We start from the raw sequence: 25071 nt of genomic DNA, 5'->3' as shown, positions 1-25071 counted from the left end.
TGCTTTTGCATCAAGTATCTTCCCCAGCAGAATTCACTCCTTCCTATTCATTGACAAGGTCAATTTTACCAACACAAAGTTTGTCATTAAATAGGAATAAAGATACAAAAACAGTACTCAAATGATTTAGAGTTCTCGAAACTTTAAACCTGTAGTAAAGGGTACTCCTCAATAAGCCCTACTTCGTCCCTCTTCTCATATTCCGTTGAAAACGTTAACCCGTAACTTTTCTGATCAAAAAACAATAGCCATCTGCCTGTTTCTAAACTCTTAACACACCTTCATAATCAAAACCTTGTTCATCATATCCTACATGTAAATGCATACTCTCATCTAAACTATGTATTCTTTCATTTGTACACACTTTCACCTTACTCCCCTAACTTTTCACATTATGCTGAAAATCAATATTCCTCAACTCAACCCAATCAACAAGATCAGGTACCTTTTTTGTCGTCAAAAAATGTTGAACGATTTGATACGCTTGATTGCGGTCGACATAGCTGCACGATGGCACATACAATGGTGATCCAGCGACCAAATGCTCGATCGTTTGGATCTTTTCTACCTTTTGAAAAGGGACTAAAAAATCTGGATATCTGATGATAAAGAATCCATACGGTTCAGTATAAAAGAAAACTAGACTTTCGCATTCCCAATCTTCCTCTAACTCAATGGAAGATTCCCCGTTTCCTTGTTCCCAATACTCTTCACCCTTCTGAAAGAAGATCCTTTTCATGAATTCTTCTTCCGGATTTTCTACTGGAGCTCCTGTGGGACCGTAGTATAAAAACATCAATATCGCTCCTTCATGCCTATATCAATTTAGATTTAACCGATTGTTCTATTTCCCTCAAAATCATAAAAGGCTTGTGTTTGTTGGTTTAATTTTAGCATGTGAAATAGCTTTGGGTTTAGCTTTTGAAAGGTTTGAGTGCTAACCCATTTTACTTCTTCAATATCATGATCCGGATCTAGTAGAATGTTCATCTCTCCCCCGATCATTTCCGCAAAGAACGTAATGATCAGCGCATGATGCTTTTTATCTTGAAAGAATGCTTCACGAACCGAATGAAGTTCATTTACTTTGATAACATACCCTGTCTCTTCTTTCACTTCGCGGATGACAGCCTGCTGCAGGTGTTCACCTTTTTCCACAGCACCGCCCGGAAGTTCCCAATATCCCTTTACATTCTTGACCGTTAATATATTTTCTTCCTCATCATAAATAATAGCTGAAACCACGTCTACTCGTTTCAAATAAATCCCCCTCAACATTCTCCATTCACATAAAATGTCGGATTTATGACACGAACTGTTCATTTTATACATTCTTATTATACTGTATTAGTAGTCAGCGATTGGAGGCCAGAGCATGTGGATGATCATCATTTTGCACATTATCCTTATAGGATTTACAGGGACTACCGTTTCTCTATTAAGACAAATGAAAGGGTCAAACGAGAAAATCATTCAACTGGTAGAACATCAAAAAACGAAACAATGAAAAACTATTATTCCTATTCTTGAGCTTATTACATAAGGTAATAATTCTCATCAATACCGCTTAAACACTCTTTCCTTTACATAAGTTTATCGCAGCAATTATTCCATTAGCATTAACTAACCTTTTCCTCTTATTTTAAAGTAGAGTGCGACATAAGGTACAGGAGTACATTGATCCGGTTCCGGGTCTTTCAATCCATGCACTCATGTAGAGTGCGACCTTCCGTTCATCCCACATACTATCACCTCAAAAGCTTTCAATCCACGCACTCATGTAGAGTGCGACTTGAATGGGAGCAGAAACGAAATGCCTTTCTTGACTTTCAATCCACGCACTCATGTAGAGTGCGACGAACCAAGTGAAAGGGAAGATGTCTTGAAATGGATCTTTCAATCCACGCACTCATGTAGAGTGCGACCGATCCGCATGGATTCGTCAATTGCTGACATCATTCTTTCAATCCACGCACTCATGTAGAGTGCGACAGCGATTTTCAGTAAAAAAATAAATAAAACAGCACTTTTTTATAATAATCAGATAAAAAAGTCCCTTCTGTTGATACAAAGTATAAATTATTGAGACAAATAGAGATAGAGTTTGTCGAAAAATCTTTCTTTTTAGGTGCGAATGCTTCAGGGAATTTATGTGCACCTCACATTCGCACCTAAAAAATAAAAGGATCTTCTACAAAAATTGTTTCCTTTGCACCAACCTGTTCTACTTTTTTTCGATATTGGTTACCCATTTGGTAAAATCGAATACTATCTTTTTCTTCATTAATAGCTTGCAACAACTGATTCTTCAATGTTGCAAATTCCGTTGAATCTACAATACATTCAAATACAGAATGTTGTACTCTTTGACCATAGTTTTGACAAATTTTCGATATTTTCCTTAGTCTCCGTTGCCCATCTCTATCAATTGTACTGACATCATACGTAATCACAACCATCATAAAAAACATCACCTACTTCCAAAGAAATGGTGGATATTCATCTAAATCATTACGTAAAAATCTTGCGAGAAGGAGTGCTTGTGCGTGAGGTACTAATCCCCATGCAATTTTTTCACCTAGAAAAGGATGTTCGATTTTCTCTTGTTTTCGATTTTGCCATGCAGTTAAAAAAGTTTTTCGACCTTTATCTGTCATGATAACTGCACCATTTTCTTTTTTTACAAAGTCAGATGGCGAAATCATTTTCTTATTTACGATTGTTAAGACAAATTTATCAGCAAATACCCCTCTTAGTTCCTCCATCACATCTAAGGCGAGTGATATGCGTCCAGGGCGGTCCCTATGAAGAAAACCTACATAAGCGTCTAATCCAACTCCTTCTAGTGCTGCAGCTACATCATTAGCGAGTAATGTATAAGCAAATGAAAGCATGGCATTGATCGGATCAAGTGGTGGTCTTCTAGAACGAGAATGGAAAGAGAACGATTCTTTTTGCTGAAGAATCATTTCATCGAATACTCGATAGTATGCAGAAGCTGCCTGTCCTTCTAAGCCTCTTAACCTATCTAAATCAGACTCGACCCTCACATTAGCCAAAATATCTGAAATGTGTTGCGTCGTTTGCTTAAATACCGGTACATTTATTCTCAATGGGTAATCTCTTGTCATTCGCTCAAGCATCCATTTATGATTATATATCTTGCCAAATATAAAATTCCTTGCAACTTCAACTGATGTATCTTGACGTTCTGAGACTTGATACTGTTTTTTTCTCAATGTGACATTTCCTCTGCTTTTCCCTGAGACTCGCGCCAAGAATCGTCCACTCTTGGTTAAAAACACTATCGAAATATGATTTTCTGCACAATAACCCATTAAAGCAGGACTTATGCCCCTATAGCCAAAAGAAACAATTCCCTCGATATTATGAAGAGGAAGACGACCTACTTTTTCTTTTTCATTAAGTAAAACAATATTCTCTCCATCCAAAGATAAATATACTTCAGGCTGGGTAATAAATATTGTGTTTAATAACTTCCTCATTCATCCATCGCCCTTTCAATATACTGTTTGACCGTTCTTTTATTCATCAAACTAGGCAAACAAATGTGTTGAAGCGAGCATTTTTTGCAAAATTTCCCTATTTTCACCTGAGGAGTGCGACGCCTCTCAAAAAAATCCAGCATCTCTGTAACCACAACTTTTGCTTTTATTCTATTTTCCGTCGTAATTGGTACTTCCACCCTTTGTTTGATTTCATGATAATAAATGTAACCAGACTGAATATCACAAAGAAGCATTTCTTCTAAACAGGCAGCTTGAGCAGTCAATTGAAGGATGTCTGCATCATTCAATTTTGGCTTCCCTCTTTTATACTCGACAGGGTAAACAAGGTAATTCTCTTCTAAACTAGGAATGTAGACTCCTTTTTTGTGCAAGATAAATTCAACGACGTCACAAACCCCGCTTATTTTGAGCTGGTGAGATACAATTGGCATTCCTCTTACAATTAATTTATCTTTTCTCTTCTCTCTCACAAATGGGTTATCAGCTTTTTGATGAAGAAACTGTCCTTCAATGGTATTTACATTCTCTGCCCATTGTTGTTCGATATGAATTAACGCCCATTGCCTTTTACAGAATTGAAAATGTTGAATACCAGACAGCATTAAGTACTCTTCTTCTCTATTATTTCCCATCCAATACCTGATATTGTAAACCTTCTAATTCTGATACTCTGAATTGATAGTCTTTCTCAAATGTTTTTGGTTCACCGTGTAATGGCTCTATATTCACCAATCGATGAACTTTGGCAGACGAATACTGCCCCATCTTCGATTGGTGCTCCCACCAAATCACTTTATTTACTTCCATACTTCCTTCGGGACGTGCAGATGAAGCATCATTTTCAAATAAGGTACAAAGTGCTTCTTTTATATTCTCTGCATCTTTTTCTGTAAAACCTGTTTTCTCAGCTAATTGCGTGTTGATACTTCCATAAAAGATATAAACGCCATGTTCTACTCGATGTTTCATTCCCATCGTATCAGAACCTTTTTTCTCACCAGGTTCACTGTTTACACTCTTAGTGATCTGCATACTAGTCAAGTCTATGGGAGTAATACTGGTTGCGGTATGGATGGAAACAGGTCCCCTCACTCCTACAGAAACACCTCCACCTGCCCCCTTAAAAGCAAAGACTTGACCAAAACTGCGTACATCAATCCATTTCTCACATGCTACTCTGGCAATCTCATCCGTAGTAGTTTTTTTATCTTTCAGACGTTTTCCAAAGTCAATATCAGATTCAGCCCGTTCTTTTAAACTACTAAACCCATCTACCTTCCGATCGTTTGATTGGACAAAAATAGATTCTCCCATATCTAATAAACGATTTCTGATTTTTCTTTTAATGGCTACATCAGAAATCTCCCCATACCCTTCATGGGTTTGCCTTGGTCGATTTCCGTTAAGTGGATCCCCATTTGGATTCGCTTTATGGACAGATAGCACAACTGCAAAATCAATTTTTTTGTTCAATGTTTTCATATCCTACTCCCCTTTTTCGTCAGTGCCATTCATTTCTGCTCGATTTCTTTTTTGATATAATGCGTGTCGTTGACTGGAAAAACCTAAAATATATTTCCCTGATAACGGTTTGTTTGTATAATCATCTACTGCAAAGGAAGAAAGAACCTCATCCATCATTATTTCTAGGTACATGCTTCTTGCTCCCAGTTTCACCCGGTAAGGCTGTAACGCTGCATATATTGTTGTCCATGTACGTTCTGGTTGTCTTGAGAATGCATTCATATAACGTATCGCATTCGTTGCTCTTTGTTCATCACTTCCAAGAGCACGTCTCTCTAGCACATCTGCAATGGCAAGCAATCGTCCAAATAGATAACTTCTGTCTGTATTTGACTGGTCTAAAGCCACTTCCATTTCCTCCTTTATATTTACTAATGCACATGCAATACCTAACGTTTTTTCCCATTCCCAAGTTTTCATTGCGACAGGGTTAGAGGCACGCTGAATGGCAAGGTTAACAATATCTTTTGGTATGTTCTGATTCCTTTGATCTCCAACAATATAAGGAACTAGACGACTTGCAACCTCTTTTATCAATTGTTCCTTCACTTGAGGACCGTACATGGCAAAGGCGATATCTTTTGGAGTTGGTGTCCCAATAGACGATTTTCCCTCGGCGTAACGCTGTCTCCAACAGCACGACACATACCAATGATTTAACCTGTTTAAATATAAATGCTTGTCCATGTTGATATAGTCGAGTACAGCAAGCCGACCCGTTGTAGCTGCATCTAAAATTAAGATATGAATATCTCTTTTTTTCAGTCGAAAATCATGCTCGTATCCAGCTAGTGCTTTACTGATTTCTTTTGCATACTCTCTTGCAGTAAAACTTTCCTTCTTTTCAGGAAAATCTTCAAATGAATACGGGTCATCAAAAGGTGAAGGAATTTGTAATTGATCATGCTGCCAAACTAGAAATACTCTTTGATCTATTGATTTGCCTTGATATTGAATTAGCCATTTTAATGCATTGTGTGCTTTTTGCGATACTTCATAGCCAACACTTGCAACTTGCTGACTTTTATCAAAACGTCCTCTAAAAGTAAAGCCGCTTGTATCGTTTGACGATATCAACTTCGCCTTATCCCCTGAATGACGTATTTTATTAGCATGTCTTTCTGTATAAGGAATGACTTCTCCTTTCACAAAACAAACATCTTCATTATTTAATAAAGTGTTATAAAACCGAACGAATGAATTATACATTTCTATATCATTCCACACTTTACGACTTATTTCAGGATAAGTATGAACATCAAATCGTATAAAAGCACTAAGTTGATCACTCGCTAAGACAGAAAAAATATCGGGCTTGATTTCACCATATTTTTTATCCCACTTCTCTATCAAATGATTATTTTCATCAACGTGAAGAATACCTTCATTCACTAAATTCCGGATAAGAGTTTTCTGTTTCAAATAAGCTAAAATACTACTCAATTTAGAATGTGCATAAGGTGAATTGGCCCATAATTCCAAATTTTCGATATAACGATGAAAATGTTCTCTCCTTTGTCCACCATACGCCTCATAATCTCCTGCGACATACATGAGCTTATCATGTAAAGGATATGGCGCAACAACACTACCTGCACGACTAGAAGAGGCTTCTGTGCAAGGGATAACAGTTACTGCATCTTCCTGATCTGTAATTTTAGCTGAATGAAATGCTCCTTCTTTTGTTACAAGAACTTCAATATGTGCGGTTTGTGTTGTGTGTGAAATTGGTAGAAGTGTAAACGTTTTAGATTTATCTCCGTAGAATCTTTCTTCTATCTTTCCAATACGATCTAGATTCTCTTGATATGTTTCATACAAGCTCAAAAGCCAGCTCATGAGCCTATTTCTCCTTTAATTTGAGTAAACAGTTCATCTACGCTTTCGATATGATCCTGATCGAACTGTTTGACATCCATTTCTTTTACTTGCCTCACGAGCTGGCATTCTTCAGGTCGTATAAATTGAATATACCCATTTGTCATCAAAGGATTCCATAATCGCACCTCTAAATGCTGACCGCCTGTTTCATCAGGATAGTTCAGTCCATGTACCATCGTACCAAAGTGAATATCACCATAATCGTCATAGTAGCCTGTTCCTTCGCCAAATTCACACGGTTCAACGTAGCCTTGGCATTCTCTTGTGCCAAGAAAAATATCTCGTCTGCCCCCAACATTAAGTGCACGCTTCAAGATATTATGATGTTTATGTTCATTTCGATCAAATGCCAAGTCAGATCGATGAAAATTAAATTCAAAATGAGCTTGCACCTGATATTCTACATCTTGTAAATATGTATAGTGTGCCAGTGTATTTTTTCCTCTTCCATACTCAATTGGCCGTACTCCTTTTGATTCCATTTTAATTGGTTTCATGACCCTTATTTTATCAACAACCATCAATAAAGTAGGTTTCCAATAAATTGATTCGACAATTCCCTTTATCGCCTGATATGTAGGAATATGATAAGAGTACTTCTCGCCACCCATTTTTGTTAAAGGATCAGTAAATAGCGCATAATTCCCATACAAGCGGAATGAAATTGAATTTCTCATTCCAACACCTCCTAACATAAAATGAACATAACACAACATCTCAAAAATGTAAAATTTTACTATTTTAAAATATTGCTGTTTCCATAGAACTATCATTCTCTAAATTCAAGCCGAAATTCTTCTGATCGTATGCACCTTCTGTCAAACAAAAGATTTGACCTTCCCAATAGCTGTGAAGAACTCCCTGCCTTATTAACTCATCCTTTTGACAAGATAAGATATTAATTGAGTATCGCTGAGCATCTTTAAGTAACTGATTTAAGTTGACCTGATGTGTACCATTAAGTTCGGCGATGATTGCTTTCCCTTTTTCATGATAGGGAACGATGACACTTGTCGTTGTTTGATCAATTACTTTAAAATGATCACTTGCAGTTTTATAACTGCTAGCTAAACAAAGTGGCAGCTTTTTATCATGTTTAAAAGTATAGGCAGCATGGTAACCACCGTTTCCACTCCTTGATGCAGTTATTAATTCAATCATGCTTTTCTCAAGAGCTTTAATCGGGTAGTCTAACCTCGTCTCAAACTTTAAATAAAAATGTTGAAAATAATAGTTCATGGCCTCCCTAGAAAGCAAGTGCCCTCCATAAGCAGAGGGATCCATTTTTAAGTCTCTTAACATAACCTTAACAATTTGACTACCCACCTGTATTTCGCGAAGATGTGCCAGTTTTTCTTCTTGATGATCAATAATATAAACAAGCCCTTTTTCCTTTTCTCCATTTCGATTACAGCGACCCGCTGCTTGTGCAATGGAATCGAGTCCTGCTAAAGAGCGTATAACGCATTGAAAGCTTATATCCACACCAGCTTCAATTAACTGGGTACTTATGCAAATGACCGGTTCTTGGTTTCTTAAATGAGTATAGACTTTTTTTAAAGTATCTTGACGATGTGCAGCACACATCGATGTACTTAAATGGTAGACAGGTAAGTTTAGTTGTTGTAAACCTTCAAATAAGCTTTTGACAACTGATTTTGTGTTTAAAATAACTAATACACTGTTTACACGTTGCAATTGTTTTTGAACAAACATTTGCAATTGCTCATGATTAAACGATTCTTGAGTGGCACAATCGATCATATCCACCCGGCGAAATGCTTCGATTACTTCATCGATAGACTGAATCATTTCAGCATCTTGGTTCAACTCTAGACTTTTTTTCACAAGATGCAATGCTGGCTGAGTAGCTGTACAAAGTACAACACTACAACTCGCTTTTTCTTTGAGGAAATTTACGGTTTCATTAAATAAAGACACACAAGAGGTTGGTACCTTCTGTACTTCATCAAATATCACGATCGATTCTGCGATTTGATGTAGTCTTCTCGTATTGCGATTACCTTTCGCATAAAAAACATTTAAAAACTGTACTATTGTCGTTAAAATAATTGGCGAATCCCAGTTATCTCTCGCTAATTTCAATTGATAGCTTCGATTGAGAGCAGATTCATCCAACTCCTCTTGATCTTCTGCTACATCATCTGCACTCTCAATGACATTAGAATGATGCTCTAAAATGTGCCGATCATCCTGTAACACCTTTCTTAATTCAGCTGCATTTTGTTCGATAATTGTTGTGTATGGCACAACATAAATAATTTTCTTTTTACCATAGTAAAGCGCATGTTCCAGTGCATACCGAAGACTAGCCAACGTCTTCCCACCACCAGTAGGAATAGACAGTGTATAAATATCTGAAGGATGTTTTGCTCGTTCTGCGCACTGTAAGGACATGTCGTTTCTCAGTTGATTGATTGGATGGCTAGTTAAATTAAACGTATCCAAATGGGATAACAATCTCTGATGAAACGTTTTAAATAATTGGTCTATTTGAACAGATGCAATTGTTTTCTGTTTCTCTTCAAAAAGACGAGAGTTGGTGCGATCTGCATCAATCAATGTACTAAAAACAAATTTAGATAAATAAAAAGATTGGTCATATATCGACTTTGTTGAAGTCAAGGTATAGTTTTTTAATTCCTTTACTGCTTTTTGAACGTAAGAACGAAATACAGTTTCATTCATCACCTCTTCAAAAAATCGGCTTTGAATCAAAGGTAAATCTTTTAATTCTTGTGTTTCTTTATCTTTGACTCTTGTCAAAAAAGGCGAGTCTGCATTTTGATTTAAAAAATCTTGCAAATCCGAATGATGAGAAATCACTGCATTAGAAACAATTTCTACCAAAAGAGTATAATAGCGATTGTTTGGAGAACCATGAAACATCTTGTACAGCATACGCCCCCCTGCCGTTGAGTGATCGACACGCCCTCTCTGTGGAGGATGATCGGGAGAATCAACTGCTTCACGAATATATTGTTGAAACTCTTTGGAGTATTTTCCTAAATCATGAAGAACTCCTGCCAATCCAGCTATATGGCGAATGCCAAGCTTATCTCCGAACCTCTCACATAATGACTTCACTTCTAATAAATGATCGGAAACAGTTTGAATAGCACCATCTTGTTTTCTGACATGTGCGATATAGTTCATCGTTAACTCCTTCATTGATTTTAAGGGTTTGTGTATATATGTGGGTTTTTACAACACATGTTGAATTATAGGGTGCGACGTCTTTCAAATCTCGGACAAGACGTGTGATTGACTTATTTCAATCCACGCATTCATGTGCGACAGTCATTTACAAGAAAATTATACCATTTTATACATTATTTTAAAAATTTGTGATTTCTCATGGAGAAACGAATAAAATATAAATTTATGGATATTTTCATAAAAAATAATGGTGCGAATCCTCGAGGCTTTTTATGTTTCCCTAGGGTTCGCACCATACTTATTATCATTAATTTTGTTTGTTTTTCTTCGCCCTTTCTTCCTTCCACTGCTCAAGCTCCGATACTGTTAGTAACTGATATCCTTGCTTTGTCAATTCGTTGATGATCGTGACAGCCGCGTTTGCAGAGGTGTCATAGATGTCGTGCATTAAGACGGTTTCTCCGCTAGACGCATGGGTGAGAATGTAGTTTGCGACGTATTGGCTGTTGCGATATTTCCAGTCTTCAGGATCAACGTCCCAAAGCGTGACTTTCATGTTGACAGCCGCGTTGATCTGCCCGTTTGTTCCACCATATGGCGGTCTAAAGTGAGTCGGTGTGAATCCGCCTGCTTTTTCAATGATTTGCTGCGTTTCTTCTACTTGTTTGATGGCTTGTTTTAATGGCAGTCTTGTGAGTAAAGGGTGGTTATAGGAATGATTTCCGATTTCATTTCCACCTTTTCTGATTTCACCTAGCATATCAGGATAATATTGAACCCTGCTTCCTAGTACAAAAAATGTCGCATGGCCTTTGTTTTCTTTTAAAGCAGTTAAGATCTTTGAAGTCGTTGATGGATTTGGTCCATCATCAAATGTAAGGGCAATGGCTTTTTGATGTGGGTTAAATATTCGCTGTTTAGGCAGTTTCATAATCTTTCTTTTTGCGATCGGTTCTTTTTTCTCGTTTTTGTTCTTTTCTTTATTGATGTATTCTGGCTTTAACATTCCTTTAAGCAGTGTTTTCTTAATCGCCAGCACTTGAGGGCCTTTCTTGTCTGGTGCAATTTGCCCTGCTGGGAAGTAGAATTCAATAAAACGATCTTTGATGGCAAAATACTGATAATGCTCTGCCTCAGGAGATGTTCCTTGTTTAAGCAAATGCTTGTGTTCAGCAAGAGAGCGATCTTTTTTTAACTCCTCAAATGTCATTTGAGACAGTTTTTGCAGATTTTCTTTCTTTGATAAAAATAGGTCGTCTATCGATAAAAAACGCTGTTTCTTGAAATCAAAATTGAAAATCTTCGTTTCATGTCTGCCTTTTACTCCGCCTTTTAATTCATATGTATTGAATTTAATCGCAGCAGTTTGTTTGGCATAGTGAGTAATCTCGTAATCTATGTTTAATTCGTATCGATGATCTTCATCGACATCATTTGCTTCACTAAATGATGTTTTGAATTTATCTAGCGCTGTTTCTGCAAATCTTTTCATCTCTTGATCTAGCTTTTTTTGATGAAACACAGGATAGTTCACAGCATATCTCAAGTATCTCCCGTCATTCACGAGGGTCACAATTTCAACTTCTTTATAGCTCGCATCTGGTGCTACCTTCTTCTTCTCTGTCCCGCTTGCCTGCTGATTATGATAAAACGCGGCGATTCCGATGAACATCGCAAGTCCGCATAGGATGAGACTGACTTTCCATTTAATTGACACAAAAATTCTCCTCTCGTGATGCCGTCATGCCTGAATGACGTGTGTTTGTAGGATAGACTTTGCATGCCCCCTTTTTAGTTTGCAAATCACACAATTGTCACATTTTCGACACATTTTTAGAGAGGAATAAAAAAGGACTGATTTCTCAGTCCTTTGATTATTTTTGCATATATAGTTGAAATAATTTCGTTTCTTCATCAATGGAACGCGCTCGATCAAATGCCGCTCTGACCGTCTTTGTATTGTTCATGAGCTCGTACATCATGGTCAGCACAAAGATAAAAGCTGCATTCCCATCGATGTAATCGTCCGGCGCCGAATAAGATGTAGCTCCTGCCTCTAAAAAAGCATCTGCTAGATTTTTCTCTCCTAGTGTGCAGCCTGTAGAGATAACATGAACTCCTTCTAAGGAAGCATACCGCTTGATTTCATCCGCTCCAAAAGCAGTATCCCTAGGCTCTTCATCTTCGTATACATCTTCCCCTAATTCAGGCATGATAAATGCTCCTTCTTCACCATGAAACGATAAAAGAAGGTAATCTATTTCTCCTCTATTTCTACCAGATAACACATGAATCAGGTCATTTGGCCTTCCGATCCAATGCATATCGACTTTCGCGCCGAAGTTTTCAAGTGCTGCACGCAGTGCAAAAGATTCCAGCTCACTATTAGGTCCTGCTGCTAATGTGATGCGCATGGCTTGTTGATCCACTTCTATCTCCTCCAGACTATGATAAAAATAAAACCATTTTTTCCTCATCTGCATATGTATCAGCCCATTTTAACGCCTTTTTTTCAACAGCGTACGACTCAAATCCAACGGAGCGATAGAGGCGCTTTGCTGAATGATTAGTTGTCACCACTGATAAATACATTTGCTCGATGTCCTGCTGTCTTTGCGCGAAGGAAAGAGCTTTCGTCATTAAGGCTTTGCCTGCTCCCATTCCGCGGGCATCAGCTGTTACATACATCGCAGTCAGATTCGCTCGGTGCTTTAACTTCTGCAAGGTTTCTTGGATGAGCGTGACTGCCCCCACAAGCTGCCCTTGATGAAAAGCTCCAAATGTCCACATAGATTGAGCCGAAGCAAAACGCGCTTTATATTTGTCCTTTGTATTGAATTGCTCTTCCTCATAGCTCATCGCAAAACCCTCTGGATTTACTCGCAGTGCTTCTAGTCTGAGTGCTGTATATTCTTCAGCATCATCTGGTGTTAACAATCGAATATTCAGAAAATCGCCTCCAAAAGAATGATGGATACTTCTAATTTTATCTTGAAAAGAACTTTGGATCAAAATTTTATTCCTGAATATAAAAAGGCATCCCATAAAAGGATGCCCCTTCACTACCACTTACAGCGCTTCACCGGACGGCAGCAAGGGTTTTTGATATCACTGCCGCAATCGTATTCTTCTACAATATACTCGTTGTGAGTCGATTCAGTGACCGGATAGTAGTTTTCTATTCTTTTAATGTTTTTATTGACGTTTTTAATATGCGTTGGATGAATTTTTCTGATCGTTTGTTCATTCGTTCTTGTGTTGACAATTTGACGTGTGGGGAAAACAACCGTTTCTTCTCGGCGAGGCCCAAAGAAAAAATCATCTAATCGATTTCGGCTCATCTTAACACCCCTTCAAGTTGTCTTTCACTTACACTCTATCGTATGTAAGAGGCACCTTTCGTGATTAGATGCTTGTCTATTTTTAGAAAAATCAACTATCGATCTAGTTTTCTCTTTCTTTACAAAAGGGTAATTTTAACATATTATACAAATGATATATTGAGAAGAAATAACATCTATGAAATAAAACATAAGCTTTTTTATTCACTGCATTTTTTCTACTCATCATCAAATAAGAGGTGAACGACATGATCAACACGACACAGCCATTCGAACGAAACAAGCTAGACATTGCACTAGAACTAACTCAATTACATCTGAATCATTATCAAACCAATCATCCTGATCAGCTGAGTGAAATTTACGCGAAATATTACGCGCTACTTGAAGTGCTGGATTTGTCATCCTATGATCAATTAATTGATTTACTGCCAAATGAGCTCAAACAGACGCTTGAGTAAAAAAACCATCTATCCCTTGTGGGTAGATGGTTTTCTTAAATTTATACACGTGCAGCCATATCGGTTTCGATTTGCTCTAAGCTTCTTCCCTTTGTCTCGACTAGCACAAATCGGGTGAATAATAGTCCGATTAAGCAGATGACGCCAAATGAGGAGAAAATAACCCCAAAGCTGAATTTGTCTGCCAGGATAGGGAAAACGAGTCCAACTGCTAACGATCCGGTCCAGTTAAAGGCAGAAGAGATACCTGCTCCGATGCCTCTGACAGAAAGCGGGAAGATTTCGCCAATGATGATCCAAGTGATCGGTGCCCACGAGAAGGCATAGCACAAAATAAAGCAGCAAAGTGAAATCAATGTCACCCAGTTTAAAATTCCTTCACTGACGCCAAGTGCACCTAATGCGGCGGGAGCAAAGAAAGAAAGAGCCATGCCCGATCCCCCTACGGTGAGAATCGTTCGGCGATCGAAGCGGTCAACAAATTGTAAAAAGATTACGGTCGTGACGACAAAAATGACACCGACAATGACTGTAAAACCTGCGGCGACCTGCGGCGCAAGGCCTACATTCCGAGCGATACTCGTTGCATAATAGACAATGGAGTTCGCGCCTTGAATTTGTTGAAGGGTCGCCATTCCAACCCCAATGAAAAGAGCCATTCTGAATTTCTTTTGAAACAATTCACGAATACCCGAGCGTTCTTCTTTGGCGACTTCTAAGATTTCCTGCATTTCTGATTCGATTTCTTCACGAGAAGAACGCAGTGATCCTAATACCTCTCGTGCTTTATGAGCCATTCCGTGTTTAATCAAATATCTCGGAGATTCAGGAAGCTTCAGCATGCCAATATAAAGCACGATCGCAAATAAAGCAGCACTTCCCAGCATCCAGCGCCAGCTGTCTGGGATGGGTTCAAACACAAACGCGACAATATAGCTGAGCAATAGTCCAGTTACAATCATGAGCTGATTGAGTCCAGATAATTTCCCGCGGATTTTAGCAGGAGCGATTTCAGACATGTAAGCCGGAACCAATGATGAGGCTGTTCCTACTGCTGTCCCTAAAAAGATCCGAGCGATGGTGAGCGAAATCTCTTCTGGTGCGACAGCTGATCCGATAGCCCCGACAAAAAAGATAACGGATGAGACCAAAATGAGTTTTCTGCGGCCAAATTTATCCCCTAAGAGACCGCTTAAGATCGAGCCAATGATGGCCCCGCCCATTAATGAAGAGACAACGATTCCAAGCCATAATGGGCTGAGCTGAAATTCTTCCTGAATATGTCCTTCCGCCCCTGCAATAATACCAATATCATACCCAAATAAGATGCCTGCAAAGGACCCGAAAAAGAAGATAAATTTGCTTGACACTTTTTTCTCCAAGTGGATGACCCCCTCACTTAATTAACCGCTTTCATTTCTCCCTGTGCTTCCACTGTAAACAGTAGAAGACCTTTCATCCTTCTTCTATAAAACCACATATTCTGCATTGACAAGCTTTGTAAACTGAACAATTTGATCGACCGTTAAATTGAGAGACACGACTGTATGATGGCCTCCCCCTTGCTTAATCCATGCTTTGACGCCATCCTGAAAATTCGGTTTGATTTTCCACAATACACGCGCAACTGGTAAATGAGGTGCCGCTTCCTCCGGCTCAAAGGCTTCAACTTCTTGTATCAGCCATTTGAAATGTGTTCCAAAATCCGCTATGGAAACAACAACACCTTCGCCTGCTTTTCCATCAAATACAAGACGTGCTGGATCTTCCCGGTTTCCAATCCCAAGTGGAGAAACGACAATGACGGGTTTTGTTTGTGCGAGCGCTGGATCTACTTCCAGCATATGAGATTGTAGCACCGCTTCCTGTCCAGACGTCATTTCATATGTGTAGTCCTCCATAAAACCAGTGGATTGATGATGGCTCATCACTTTTAATAAGCGGTCTAGTGCGGCCGTTTTCCAATCGCCTTCCCCAGCAAAGCCGTATCCCTTTGCCATCAGCCGCTGTACCGCAAGTCCAGGCAGCTGCTTCATCCCATGTAAATCTTCAAAGTTTGTTGTAAAGGCATGATAGCCGCCTTCATCTAAGAAACGTTTGATGGCGATCTCATATCGCGCCTGCACCTTGACACTTTTTTCCCATTCTTCAACTGAATACGTTCCATAATTCACATCATATTGCGTTAAATACTCAGCAAATAATGCATCTACCTCTTCTTCCTCTACTGCATTTACATATTCGACGAGATCGCCTATTCCAAAGTAATCAACGGTCCATCCTAATTGAATCTGCGCTTCGATTTTATCGCCTTCTGTCACGGCCACATGCCGCATGTTGTCACCAAACCGGGCTACTTTGATGTGAAAGCTCTCATGATAGGCAGCCGCAACGTCCATCCAATCAGCAATTTGCTGCTGCACATCCGGCTTTGACCAATGACCGGTCACAATTTGGTTTTGTTTATTTAAACGTGCATTGATATAGCCATATTCTCTATCTCCATGTGCGGATTGATGAAGATTCATATAGTCCATGTCGATCGTGTCCCACGGAATCTTTTCATAATATTGTGTGACAAGATGCAAAAGAGGCTTTTGCAAAAGATTGGTCCCTCGTATCCACATTTTCGCTGGTGAAAATGTATGCATCCACGTCATCACGCCAATGACTTCATCGCGATAATTGACCTCTTTCATAAGCTTTGTGATTTGATCCGCACTGACAGCCAAGTCCTGCAAAATCACTGGATAAGGAAGTAAACCGCTCTCATTTAAGGCATCTGTCATCTTTTGTGCATTTGCTTTTACTTTTTGCAGTGCTTCATCACCATATAAATGCTGTGACCCAACGATAAACCAAAATTCTTTTTTCTGACTTGTTAACATAGATATCCCTCTTTTCTTTATCTTGAAGGTTTTTGTCCGTAATACGCATGCTTTCCATGTTTTCTTAAGTAATGTTTATCTAAAATTCGCTGCGGCAATGGCTCCGCAAATTCGTTCAATTGCTTGGCAAAAAGGTTCATTTTCGCAACTTCATCTAAGATCACACTGTTTGTGACCGCACTTTTTGCATCCTTCCCCCATGTAAACGGACCATGACCTTGAAGCAATACACCCGGCACTGCCATGACATCTAGGTTTCTTTTCTCAAACGTTTCGATGATCAGCTTGCCCGTTTCTACCTCATAACCCCGATTGACTTCTTCTTCTGTTAGAAAACGAGCGCACGGAACGGCGCCGTAAAATGTATCGGCATGTGTAGTGCCCATTGCTGGTAAATCAAGACCTGCCTGCGCCCAAACGGTTGCCCACATGGAATGGCTATGTGAAATGCCGCCAATTTCCTCAAAGTGTTTGTAAAGAACTGCATGTGTTGCTGTATCTGACGAAGGACTGAATTCTCCTTCCACCACTTCACCATCAAAGTTCACCACGACCATATCTTTTGCTGATAGTTGCTCATATGCTATGCCGCTCGGCTTAATCACAAACAAACCACTGTCACGATCACATGCACTGACATTGCCCCATGTAAATTTCACAAGTCCGTATTTTGGCAAATCTAAATTCGCTTGATACACTTCTTCTTTTAAGCGATCTAGCATACCGTCGTCACTCCTTTCTTTGGCATGAGATGCGCTACTGCCGCTTCTTCAATCGCAAGCCCCTTTTGATAGCGCTTTAAAAATTCGTCAAAGCCTTTGACATCGAGTGGATCAGGCTCCATGAGCTCTTCTGATGTATGGGCAAATACCCGGTGGGTAAGAAATTCAGCCAATGTTTGCTGCTGATGATGGACCATAAATGAAGCAAGGACCGCCATCCCAAACGCACCACCTTCTCCTGCTGTTGAAACGACTGATACAGGTGTATTCAGCGCTGCGGCAACCATTTTTTGGCCAACGAGCGGTGTTTTAAATAATCCCCCATGTCCTAGTAAGCGGTCAATCACTACATGCTCCTGTTCCTTTAACCGGTCCATGCCTATTTTCATAGCACCAAAAGCGGAGAACAAATGGGTGCGCATGAAATTAGCGAGGTTAAAGCGGCTTTCAGGAGACCTGACAAAAAGAGGTCTTCCTTCTGGCAGTCTCGTAATATTTTCACCAGAGTAATAGCCATAGCTTAAGAGTCCGCCACCATCTCGATCTGCTTCTAAAGCTTGCTGCAATAACGATTCGTATAACCTCTCTGACTCCACATGCATGCCTAGTGCTTCAAATGCCTCTCTGAATATATTCATCCAAGCGTTTAGGTCACTTGTACAGTTATTCGCATGAACCATGGCAACTGGCAGTCCATCCGGCGTCGTGACAAGATCCACTTCTGGATAGACACCTTTTAGATCCTGCTCCAAGACAATCATGGCAAAAACCGATGTCCCAACAGAAATATTCCCAGTCCGTCTTTCTACACTGTTTGTCGCCACCATTCCCGTTCCAGCGTCACCTTCCGGCGGGCAAAATGGAATGCCTGGCTGCAAATGTTTTCCTTGATCCAAAATGGCTGCCCCTGCTGCCGTTAACACGCCTGCCTCTTCACCAGCTAAATAGACACGCGGCAGAAGGTGACGAAGCTTCCACGGGTAGCCTTTTTCTGCAATCAATGCTTCAAATTGCTGGAGCATTTCTTCATTGTAGTCCTTCGTTTCGTCATCAATTGGAAACATCCCTGACGCATCGCCAATACCAATGGCCTGCTTTCCGGTTAACAGCCAGTGAATATATCCAGACAAAGTGGTCATATATTCTAATCGGGATAGATGTTTTTCCTCTTCTAATACCGCTTGATACAAATGAGCAATACTCCATCTTTCTGGAATATGAAATTGAAATACATCTGTCAGCTTTTGACTCGCCTCGATGGTCGTTGCATTTCGCCATGTTCGGAACGGAACGAGAACCTCTCCTGTATGATCACATGCCACATAACCATGCATCATCGCTGATACCCCGATTGAGCCAATGGTTTGAATGGTCACACCATACTTTTGCTCGGCCTGTTCTTTCATCTCTCGATACGCCACTTGCAGACCTGTAATAATATCAATTAAGTTGTACGTCCAAATTCCATCCTGGAGAAAACTTTCCCATTCATATGCACCTTGTGCAATTGGCTGAAATTCCTCATCTATTAAAATCGCTTTAATTCGTGTTGAACCAAATTCAATGCCTAAAGATGTCCGTCCTTCTTTCAAGGCTTTGGCCGTCTCTTTATGATTCAATCTACGTTCACCCCCATTTTGATAGCGGTTTCAATTTTGTTTTTCTAGATTCATTGATTCTCTGGTACAATCACAATATAATATTTGTACGTACATATGTCAATAATAAATATAGTTGTACATACACAATGTGACAAAAACCTGCATTTTTTCTGGAGGGGTCATGACAGAAAAGGAAAGCGCCTGTTTTTGATTCGACAACCATGTTAAAATATGTCCATACAATTTCTTCTCAATCCGAGTAGATGATCAACTGAGAAAGAAGTGAAACGATGAAAAAGAAGTACCAGATCATTATTGATGATATAAAAAGCAAAATACTCACAGGGGATTATCGGATCGGGGAGCGCATTCCAACCGAATCAAGCCTGCAAGACATGTATCAAGTAAGCAGACATACAGTTCGAAAAGCCATTTTGGAATTGTCCAGCGAAGGATTTTTGCGCAGCGAAAAAGGTTCAGGCACATTTGTGACCAATCAATATCAAACAAAACCTGCGGGACATGCACATATGAAAACGATTGGGGTCATTACAACATACATATCCGATTACATTTTCCCTTCCATCATTCGAGGCATTGAAAGCCGATTAAACGAAGAGAACTATTCCTTGTTACTGGCAAGCACAAATAACGATGTTGAGCAGGAGAAAAAAGCGCTGGAGATGATGTTGTCTTTTGGGGTGGACGGACTTATTGTCGAGCCAACGAAAAGCAATTTATATAATCCAAACATTTCGTACTACTTATCCTTTAAAGAACAGGATGTACCGCTCATTATGATCAATGCCTATTATGAGCAGCTAGAGGTTCCTTTTCTCTGTTTAGATGATGTGAAGTCCAGCTATTTAGCCACAAAAGAGCTGATCACCTCAGGCCATCAGCAAATTGGACTTATTTCAAAAACAGATGATTTACAGGGAAAATATCGGATGAAGGGCTATATTCAAGCGCTAGGTGAAGCGAAGCTTAATTTCCTGCCTGAGCATGTGCTCTTTTTCGATACAGAATCAAAGCAGCATTTGGGAGAGCAAATTCACACATTCCTGATGGCGCACAGACACGAACTGACCGCTCTTGTTTGCTATAACGATGAGGTGGGATTAGAAGTCGCCAGCGTATGCAGCGAAATCGGGCTGTCCATTCCAGATGATCTCTCGATTATTGGACAGGATAATTCGTATATTGCCCAGAAAAATGCCCATGTGAAGCTGACAACACTGACCCATCCACAGGAGAAAATGGGCCGTGATGCAGCAGACTGGATGATTAAAAAAGTACAAGGGAAAAAGAATCTCCCTGATCAAACGTTTTACGAGCCTGAATTGGTTCCAGGTGAAACGATCAAACGAATAAAATGAGCCCTTGCCGCAGGTGGCTCATTTTATTTTAGATTCCAGCATAAGGCGTGAATGGGTCGGATCCCTGAAATGAAAGACATGTGTTTCCCCTCATCCACCATGAATCAATAAAAAATCCCTATCTTATAAAAAGATAGGGAAGATATCTATTACGCCTCTTCTTTAGGAGAAGGCACCGCACATACGCCATCTGCACATGCCGCTTCAAACGCATTGTCAGCAGCTTTCTCTGCTTGAGCTGCTTCCTCTTTCCAAGCTGTTTCAAGTGCACGCAGGAACGTATCGGCTGGCTGTGCACCTGCAACTGAATACTTGTCATTGATCAAGAAAAATGGAACAGCATTGATACCAAGCTGTCTCGCTTCTTGTTCGTCTTTTCGGACATGATCGGCAAATGCTTCGCCGCCCAAAACTTGCTGTACTTCCTTCTCATCAAGGCCTGCTTTTTCTGCAATTTCTAAAAGGGTTTGACGGTCCCCAACATGCTTTCCATCTGTAAAATACGCTTGAAACAGCTCTCCCATGACGAAATCGCCTTTCCCCATTTGACCAGCATATTGTGCCAATCGATGAGCATCAAAGGTGTTGGTCAACACGAGCGGATCAAATTGAAAATCGATTCCTTTCTCTTTGCCAGCCTGCTTCACCTGCTCATTCATCGCCATTGCCCGGCTGCGGCTCATGCCATATTTTTTGGCAAGCATATCGTGAACGTCATGATCGACATCAACAGGTGCATGTGGATCAAGCTCAAAGCTTTTAAACTCTATCTCTACCTGTTCCTTCTCTGGAAATTGTTCTAGCGCTGTTTCCAGCTGTTTTTTTCCTATATAACAAAAAGGACAGGCGATATCTGACCAAATTTGTACTTTCATGTTCATCTTCCTTCCGTGCTTGCGCTTTTTCTTTAACGATGTAACAATTATAGTTACATCAAATAGATGATGTCAAGATTTTGATCTTGATAACTGAAAAAGCCTCTCCTTTTAAGAAAGGAAAGGCTTTGAAAATATCTATTCTAAATTTGCATGGTGACCGTACATTGTATGTGTGTCGAGCTCTTTTATTTCCATTAACCTTAAAATGACCGCATCGTATGTCAGAAGAAGCGACTGCTCAAATAGTGAGCCCATTGGCTGAATGGTATGATGGTTTCCTTCCTGTTGATCCTTCGGTGCACCTGACAATAAGATGACTTCATCCGATAGATCAGCTAAAGGTGACTCAGCAGAAAGCGTAAACGCTGCCACTTTTCCACCAATTGCTTTTGCTTTTTTTGCAAGGACAAGTAAAGACTCTGTACGGCCAGATCCGCTCCCCACAATCAAGAGATCCTCTTCTGTAAAAGAAGGCGTATTCGTTTCACCAATCACATAAGCCTTAACGCCAATATGCGTAAGTCTCATCGCAAACGATTTTCCCATCAAGCCAGATCTGCCTGCACCTGTCACAAAGACTTTTTGTGCAGATAAAATCTTTGTGACCAGGCGCTCTGCTTGTTCGTCTTGAATGGCAGACGAATGATCAGAAAGCTCATTTAAAATGGCTTTCACATAGTCGCTGGTCTTCATGATTGTGCGATCAGCTGCTTCATTTGTGCAGCCACTTCTGCTTTATTGTCCTGGCTTGCGATACCGCCGCCGACAATGATTAAATCAGGGTTTAATTTCACGACTTCAGGTAACGTATCAAGCTTAATTCCACCTGCAATCGCTGTTTTCGCCTGCTTGACAACTTCTTTAATCGTCATAAGATCAGCAAATGAATTTTGACCAACTGCTTGCAGGTCATAGCCTGTATGCACACAAATATAATCGACTCCAAGCGCATCCAGCTCTTTTGCACGACCTTCGATATCTTTGATGCCAATCATATCAACTAAAATTTGTTTTCCTCTTGCTTTCGCTTCTTTCACCGCTCCTTGAATGGACATATCTTCTGCCGCTGCAAGAATGGTGACGATATCTGCTCCAGCTTCAGATGCCTGCTGCACTTCATAGCCGGCAGCATCCATAATTTTCAAATCAGCGAGTACACGTAAATTTGGAAAAGCCTGCTTGACTTCTTTTACAGCACGAAGCCCTTCGTTAATCACAACAGGTGTCCCAATTTCGACCACATCAATGGATGCTTCTACTTCTTTGATCAGCTCAATTGCCTCTGGTATATTCACTAAATCTAATGCTAATTGTAATTTCATCAACTTTCACTCCCGTTTTTCATCTCATCTTCAAGAGCTCCGCGGATGATGCATCTTGAACGATGAAATGAGTATAACAACAGGAATGACGCAATGTAAGTACGCACTTTTTTTTTACATACTATACTTTTCCGCATATGGTTACAAAAAAGATACTGTCTTTTGGGCAGTATCTCAGGGTAAAGACAAAGGGCTAAAATAAAAGTTATTTTAGCCCTACAATCGGTAGTCTTTCTATTTATCATCTTTTAAGAAATTGCTGCCGAGATATTGTTTTCCCCAATCATACATCGCCTCTAAAATCGGCATTAAGCTTTCTCCTAGTTCTGTGAGAGAATACTCAACCTTTGGCGGGACGACAGGATAAACCTCCCGGTGCACAATGTGATCTTCCTCTAATTCTCTTAGCTGATTGACAAGCATTCTTTGCGTAATCCCAGGCATTAACGACTTTAACTCACCAAAACGTTTTGTCCCTTCTCTGCCAAGGTGCCATAAAATCAGCATTTTCCACTTACCACCGATAATATTCAGCGTCAGCTCTTTTTCGCAGTTAAACACTTTATTTTCCATTCGTGATGACAACGACATACACTCCTTTAATAACAAACCACTTAGGTTTTATCATAACTGCAACAAAATGGATTGTCGAACATATGGTCTTCGTTATTGATTTTGTTTTTTGACAAAAGCCATCACAGCCTCCGTCATTTTTTGTGCTTCTTTTGGCGCTCTGTCTGATCCAAACCATTTATTCAGGTCACTGTGGCTCAGCGTATGCACCCGAAAAACAAACCGAGAGCCTTTGTCATGATTCAGTTTTTCAGCAAATCGATACACTTCAGGGTTTTCCCAGCCCGTGACCAAATAGACAGGTGGTAAATTCTTTTGATTCATATAAGTGACAGGTGATGCCTTTGTCCAGTTCTTCTCTTGTTTGCCAAAGACTTTTTTGTACGAGGGGATGGCTTGTATAAATTGATTAATGTTTAACGGCCCGTCTAGAACCACAATGGAATTGATCGTTGTTGGCGACAGCCCCACATGTTTTAAGTAGGTCGAATCTGTGGCAACCAGCGCCGTCAAATGACCGCCCGCTGAGTGACCCATGACATTGATTTTTGATGAATCGATTTGATATTCATCCGCATGATCCTTTACCCATTTAATGGCGTTTGCCGTATCATCTGCCATCTGCTCGTAGTTGGCATCAGGATGAAGCCTGTAATTCATTGAAACAAACACATACCCTTGACCGGTAAAATAATCAGCCTTTGAAGCGACTCTATTCTTATCGCCGCCTGTCCAGCCGCCTCCATGGAGATAAATCATGACTGGATGCTTCTTCTTTTTGTCTTCATCTTTGCCCTTTGGCATGTACATATCGAGTGTTTGCTGTTTGTTTTGTGTGTCTGCATAATGGATGTTTGTCGTCGGCTTAGGCTGGTTGAAACGGAACACAAAGAATGCGCAAACCAATAAGCCTGCGATGACCGCCGCAAATAAGAGCCATTTCAAGATTCGATTCAATGTCATTGCACCTTTCTGTGTTGGGATGGGGAAGCATATTTAGGCATATGTTGGTAGACTATCATGATTCATTTGATACGACTTGTATGACTTGAACCGTTTCACAATAAAAAGAAAAATACTGTTCTTCATAATCTTCGACAAAGTAATTCAAATATTCCCAGCCTCTATCCAAAAGTTGAATGTTCAAAAAAAGATAGGAATCGTTTGTTAACTCCAAATCTTTGATTTGAACAGAAGAGACATTGGTGAATTTCAGATGAATGTCTGCTTGTAGATTCGGGGATTCATATGGGATGTGCAGAACAATACAATTGATCATGTCGTAATGTTCATTATACTCTTTAAAGTAGTGGAATTCATTGATTTGCTTTAGATGACTGATATCGAAATCAGGGATTTGCTTCTGGATTTTTTCATCTAAAAACCATGTCATTGTTTGTCCTCCAAGAGGTTATTTTATAAGTTCAATGATTCGTTTTCTTGCTTCCTCATGGTACTGGATATAGGAATGTAATAAAGGATACGATTCAAGAATATGTTGATAGGTTTTAATTTGTGGATATTGCTCTTCAAATGACTGACGTAGCACGTTTAACTGTTTTTTTGGTATTCGTTTATTATCGATCACATAACTTAAGCTGCCTGTCACAAGAGTGAAAAATTCATAAAAATCATCGGACCATATACCAGTTTCCTCCTCAAAAGATACGATATCTTCTGGATAAGCGGAATGAAAACAATATTGATAACGCTGCTTCAAATCATTGATTAAACCTTGTTTATCTTGGCTCGTGTTCATGGATCCACTACACCTTTCTCTCAATGCTTTTA

At 39.8% G+C, this 25071-nt stretch carries 27 protein-coding genes and 1 CRISPR repeat array; of the genes, 3 read left to right on the top strand and 24 right to left on the bottom strand.

Going from position 1 to position 25071, the window contains the following annotated elements:
- Positions 1-379: 379 nt before the first annotated feature.
- Positions 380-796 (bottom strand): hypothetical protein, encoded by a 417-nt coding sequence (locus QSJ46_RS14930; protein ID WP_285604931.1) that lies wholly within the window; start codon positions 794-796, stop codon positions 380-382.
- A gap of 35 nt (positions 797-831) precedes the next feature.
- Positions 832-1260: an NUDIX hydrolase gene (locus QSJ46_RS14925; RefSeq protein ID WP_285604930.1), complete on the bottom strand. Its 429-nt coding sequence runs from the start codon at positions 1258-1260 to the stop codon at positions 832-834.
- Positions 1261-1375: 115 nt separating this feature from the next.
- Here QSJ46_RS14925 and QSJ46_RS14920 point away from each other — a divergent pair, with 115 nt between their 5' ends.
- On the top strand, positions 1376-1507 hold the full coding sequence (locus QSJ46_RS14920) for a hypothetical protein (protein WP_282959105.1): 132 nt from the start codon (positions 1376-1378) through the stop codon (positions 1505-1507).
- 187 nt (positions 1508-1694) lie between these two features.
- Positions 1695-1992: a CRISPR direct-repeat array (repeat unit 32 nt; unit sequence CTTTCAATCCACGCACTCATGTAGAGTGCGAC).
- A 179-nt stretch (positions 1993-2171) separates the two neighbouring features.
- Here the strand turns inward: QSJ46_RS14920 and cas2 are convergent.
- The 11 genes from cas2 to QSJ46_RS14865 form a co-directional block, all read right to left on the bottom strand.
- Positions 2172-2462 (bottom strand): CRISPR-associated endonuclease Cas2, encoded by a 291-nt coding sequence (cas2, locus tag QSJ46_RS14915; protein WP_144490336.1) that lies wholly within the window; start codon positions 2460-2462, stop codon positions 2172-2174.
- A 12-nt stretch (positions 2463-2474) separates the two neighbouring features.
- Entirely contained in the window at positions 2475-3506 is a 1032-nt protein-coding gene (cas1c, locus tag QSJ46_RS14910; protein WP_212040037.1) for a type I-C CRISPR-associated endonuclease Cas1c, read from the bottom strand.
- The gene (gene cas4 / locus QSJ46_RS14905; RefSeq protein ID WP_285604929.1) at positions 3503-4162 is read right to left on the bottom strand and encodes a CRISPR-associated protein Cas4; all 660 of its coding nucleotides are present in this window, start codon (positions 4160-4162) and stop codon (positions 3503-3505) included. The genes cas1c and cas4 overlap by 4 nt, the downstream gene beginning before the upstream one ends.
- Positions 4152-5012 carry a type I-C CRISPR-associated protein Cas7/Csd2 gene (gene cas7c / locus QSJ46_RS14900; protein ID WP_285604928.1) on the bottom strand — a complete coding sequence of 287 codons (861 nt, stop codon included), beginning with the start codon at positions 5010-5012 and terminating at the stop codon, positions 4152-4154. Before cas7c ends, cas4 begins: the two co-directional genes overlap by 11 nt.
- Before the next feature lie 3 nt (positions 5013-5015).
- Positions 5016-6893: a type I-C CRISPR-associated protein Cas8c/Csd1 gene (gene cas8c, locus QSJ46_RS14895; protein ID WP_285604927.1), complete on the bottom strand. Its 1878-nt coding sequence runs from the start codon at positions 6891-6893 to the stop codon at positions 5016-5018.
- The gene (gene cas5c, locus QSJ46_RS14890; protein ID WP_285604926.1) at positions 6890-7612 is read right to left on the bottom strand and encodes a type I-C CRISPR-associated protein Cas5c; all 723 of its coding nucleotides are present in this window, start codon (positions 7610-7612) and stop codon (positions 6890-6892) included. Before cas5c ends, cas8c begins: the two co-directional genes overlap by 4 nt.
- A gap of 64 nt (positions 7613-7676) precedes the next feature.
- A complete protein-coding gene (gene cas3 / locus QSJ46_RS14885) occupies positions 7677-10112 on the bottom strand; it encodes a CRISPR-associated helicase Cas3' (RefSeq protein ID WP_285604925.1) in 2436 nt (811 codons plus the stop codon).
- 310 nt (positions 10113-10422) lie between these two features.
- Complete coding sequence (locus QSJ46_RS14880; protein WP_285604924.1) at positions 10423-11832, bottom strand: polysaccharide deacetylase family protein; 1410 nt, start codon at positions 11830-11832, stop codon at positions 10423-10425.
- Between the two features lie 157 nt (positions 11833-11989).
- On the bottom strand, positions 11990-12544 hold the full coding sequence (locus tag QSJ46_RS14875; protein WP_107163332.1) for a delta-aminolevulinic acid dehydratase: 555 nt from the start codon (positions 12542-12544) through the stop codon (positions 11990-11992).
- Positions 12545-12560: 16 nt separating this feature from the next.
- The gene (locus tag QSJ46_RS14870; protein ID WP_285604923.1) at positions 12561-13127 is read right to left on the bottom strand and encodes a GNAT family N-acetyltransferase; all 567 of its coding nucleotides are present in this window, start codon (positions 13125-13127) and stop codon (positions 12561-12563) included.
- Between the two features lie 50 nt (positions 13128-13177).
- Positions 13178-13456 (bottom strand): CotD family spore coat protein, encoded by a 279-nt coding sequence (locus tag QSJ46_RS14865; protein WP_047201941.1) that lies wholly within the window; start codon positions 13454-13456, stop codon positions 13178-13180.
- 248 nt (positions 13457-13704) lie between these two features.
- Here QSJ46_RS14865 and QSJ46_RS14860 point away from each other — a divergent pair, with 248 nt between their 5' ends.
- Entirely contained in the window at positions 13705-13917 is a 213-nt protein-coding gene (locus tag QSJ46_RS14860; RefSeq protein ID WP_107163331.1) for a hypothetical protein, read from the top strand.
- 41 nt (positions 13918-13958) lie between these two features.
- On the opposite strand, the gene QSJ46_RS14855 is transcribed toward QSJ46_RS14860, so the two are convergent.
- From QSJ46_RS14855 to QSJ46_RS14840, 4 genes are all read right to left on the bottom strand, one after another.
- The gene (locus QSJ46_RS14855) at positions 13959-15299 is read right to left on the bottom strand and encodes a sugar porter family MFS transporter (RefSeq protein ID WP_047201943.1); all 1341 of its coding nucleotides are present in this window, start codon (positions 15297-15299) and stop codon (positions 13959-13961) included.
- Between the two features lie 84 nt (positions 15300-15383).
- A complete protein-coding gene (gene araA, locus QSJ46_RS14850) occupies positions 15384-16805 on the bottom strand; it encodes an L-arabinose isomerase (RefSeq protein WP_285604922.1) in 1422 nt (473 codons plus the stop codon).
- 17 nt (positions 16806-16822) lie between these two features.
- On the bottom strand, positions 16823-17527 hold the full coding sequence (locus tag QSJ46_RS14845) for an L-ribulose-5-phosphate 4-epimerase (protein ID WP_285604921.1): 705 nt from the start codon (positions 17525-17527) through the stop codon (positions 16823-16825).
- Complete coding sequence (locus QSJ46_RS14840; RefSeq protein WP_285604920.1) at positions 17521-19146, bottom strand: xylulokinase; 1626 nt, start codon at positions 19144-19146, stop codon at positions 17521-17523. Before QSJ46_RS14840 ends, QSJ46_RS14845 begins: the two co-directional genes overlap by 7 nt.
- 272 nt (positions 19147-19418) lie before the next feature.
- Here QSJ46_RS14840 and QSJ46_RS14835 point away from each other — a divergent pair, with 272 nt between their 5' ends.
- Complete coding sequence (locus tag QSJ46_RS14835) at positions 19419-20507, top strand: GntR family transcriptional regulator (RefSeq protein WP_107163328.1); 1089 nt, start codon at positions 19419-19421, stop codon at positions 20505-20507.
- 149 nt (positions 20508-20656) lie between these two features.
- Here the strand turns inward: QSJ46_RS14835 and QSJ46_RS14830 are convergent, their stop codons facing one another.
- The 7 genes from QSJ46_RS14830 to QSJ46_RS14800 all read right to left on the bottom strand — a co-directional run bounded on the left by QSJ46_RS14830 (position 20657) and on the right by QSJ46_RS14800 (position 25039).
- Entirely contained in the window at positions 20657-21382 is a 726-nt protein-coding gene (locus QSJ46_RS14830) for a DsbA family oxidoreductase (protein ID WP_285604919.1), read from the bottom strand.
- 138 nt (positions 21383-21520) lie between these two features.
- Positions 21521-22078, bottom strand: coding sequence for a 6-phospho-3-hexuloisomerase (gene hxlB / locus QSJ46_RS14825; RefSeq protein WP_039180125.1), 558 nt, complete (start codon positions 22076-22078; stop codon positions 21521-21523).
- Positions 22075-22707 carry a 3-hexulose-6-phosphate synthase gene (hxlA, locus tag QSJ46_RS14820; RefSeq protein ID WP_285604918.1) on the bottom strand — a complete coding sequence of 211 codons (633 nt, stop codon included), beginning with the start codon at positions 22705-22707 and terminating at the stop codon, positions 22075-22077. Before hxlA ends, hxlB begins: the two co-directional genes overlap by 4 nt.
- 234 nt (positions 22708-22941) lie before the next feature.
- The gene (locus QSJ46_RS14815) at positions 22942-23298 is read right to left on the bottom strand and encodes a winged helix-turn-helix transcriptional regulator (RefSeq protein WP_048238955.1); all 357 of its coding nucleotides are present in this window, start codon (positions 23296-23298) and stop codon (positions 22942-22944) included.
- A gap of 75 nt (positions 23299-23373) precedes the next feature.
- Positions 23374-24243 carry an alpha/beta hydrolase gene (locus QSJ46_RS14810; RefSeq protein ID WP_212040046.1) on the bottom strand — a complete coding sequence of 290 codons (870 nt, stop codon included), beginning with the start codon at positions 24241-24243 and terminating at the stop codon, positions 23374-23376.
- 55 nt (positions 24244-24298) lie between these two features.
- The gene (locus QSJ46_RS14805) at positions 24299-24673 is read right to left on the bottom strand and encodes a hypothetical protein (RefSeq protein WP_285604917.1); all 375 of its coding nucleotides are present in this window, start codon (positions 24671-24673) and stop codon (positions 24299-24301) included.
- Between the two features lie 18 nt (positions 24674-24691).
- Positions 24692-25039, bottom strand: a complete 348-nt coding sequence (locus QSJ46_RS14800) for a YxiJ family protein (protein WP_285604916.1) — start codon at positions 25037-25039, stop codon at positions 24692-24694.
- Between the last annotated feature and the right edge of the window lie 32 nt (positions 25040-25071).

Origin of the sequence: Bacillus sp. YKCMOAS1 (assembly GCF_030268125.1) — a bacterium.
In the GTDB taxonomy this organism is placed as follows: Bacteria; Bacillota; Bacilli; order Bacillales; family Bacillaceae; genus Bacillus; species Bacillus safensis.
The sequence above is the reverse complement of the archived record's forward strand: the minus strand, read 5'-3'. Positions and strand labels throughout refer to the sequence as shown.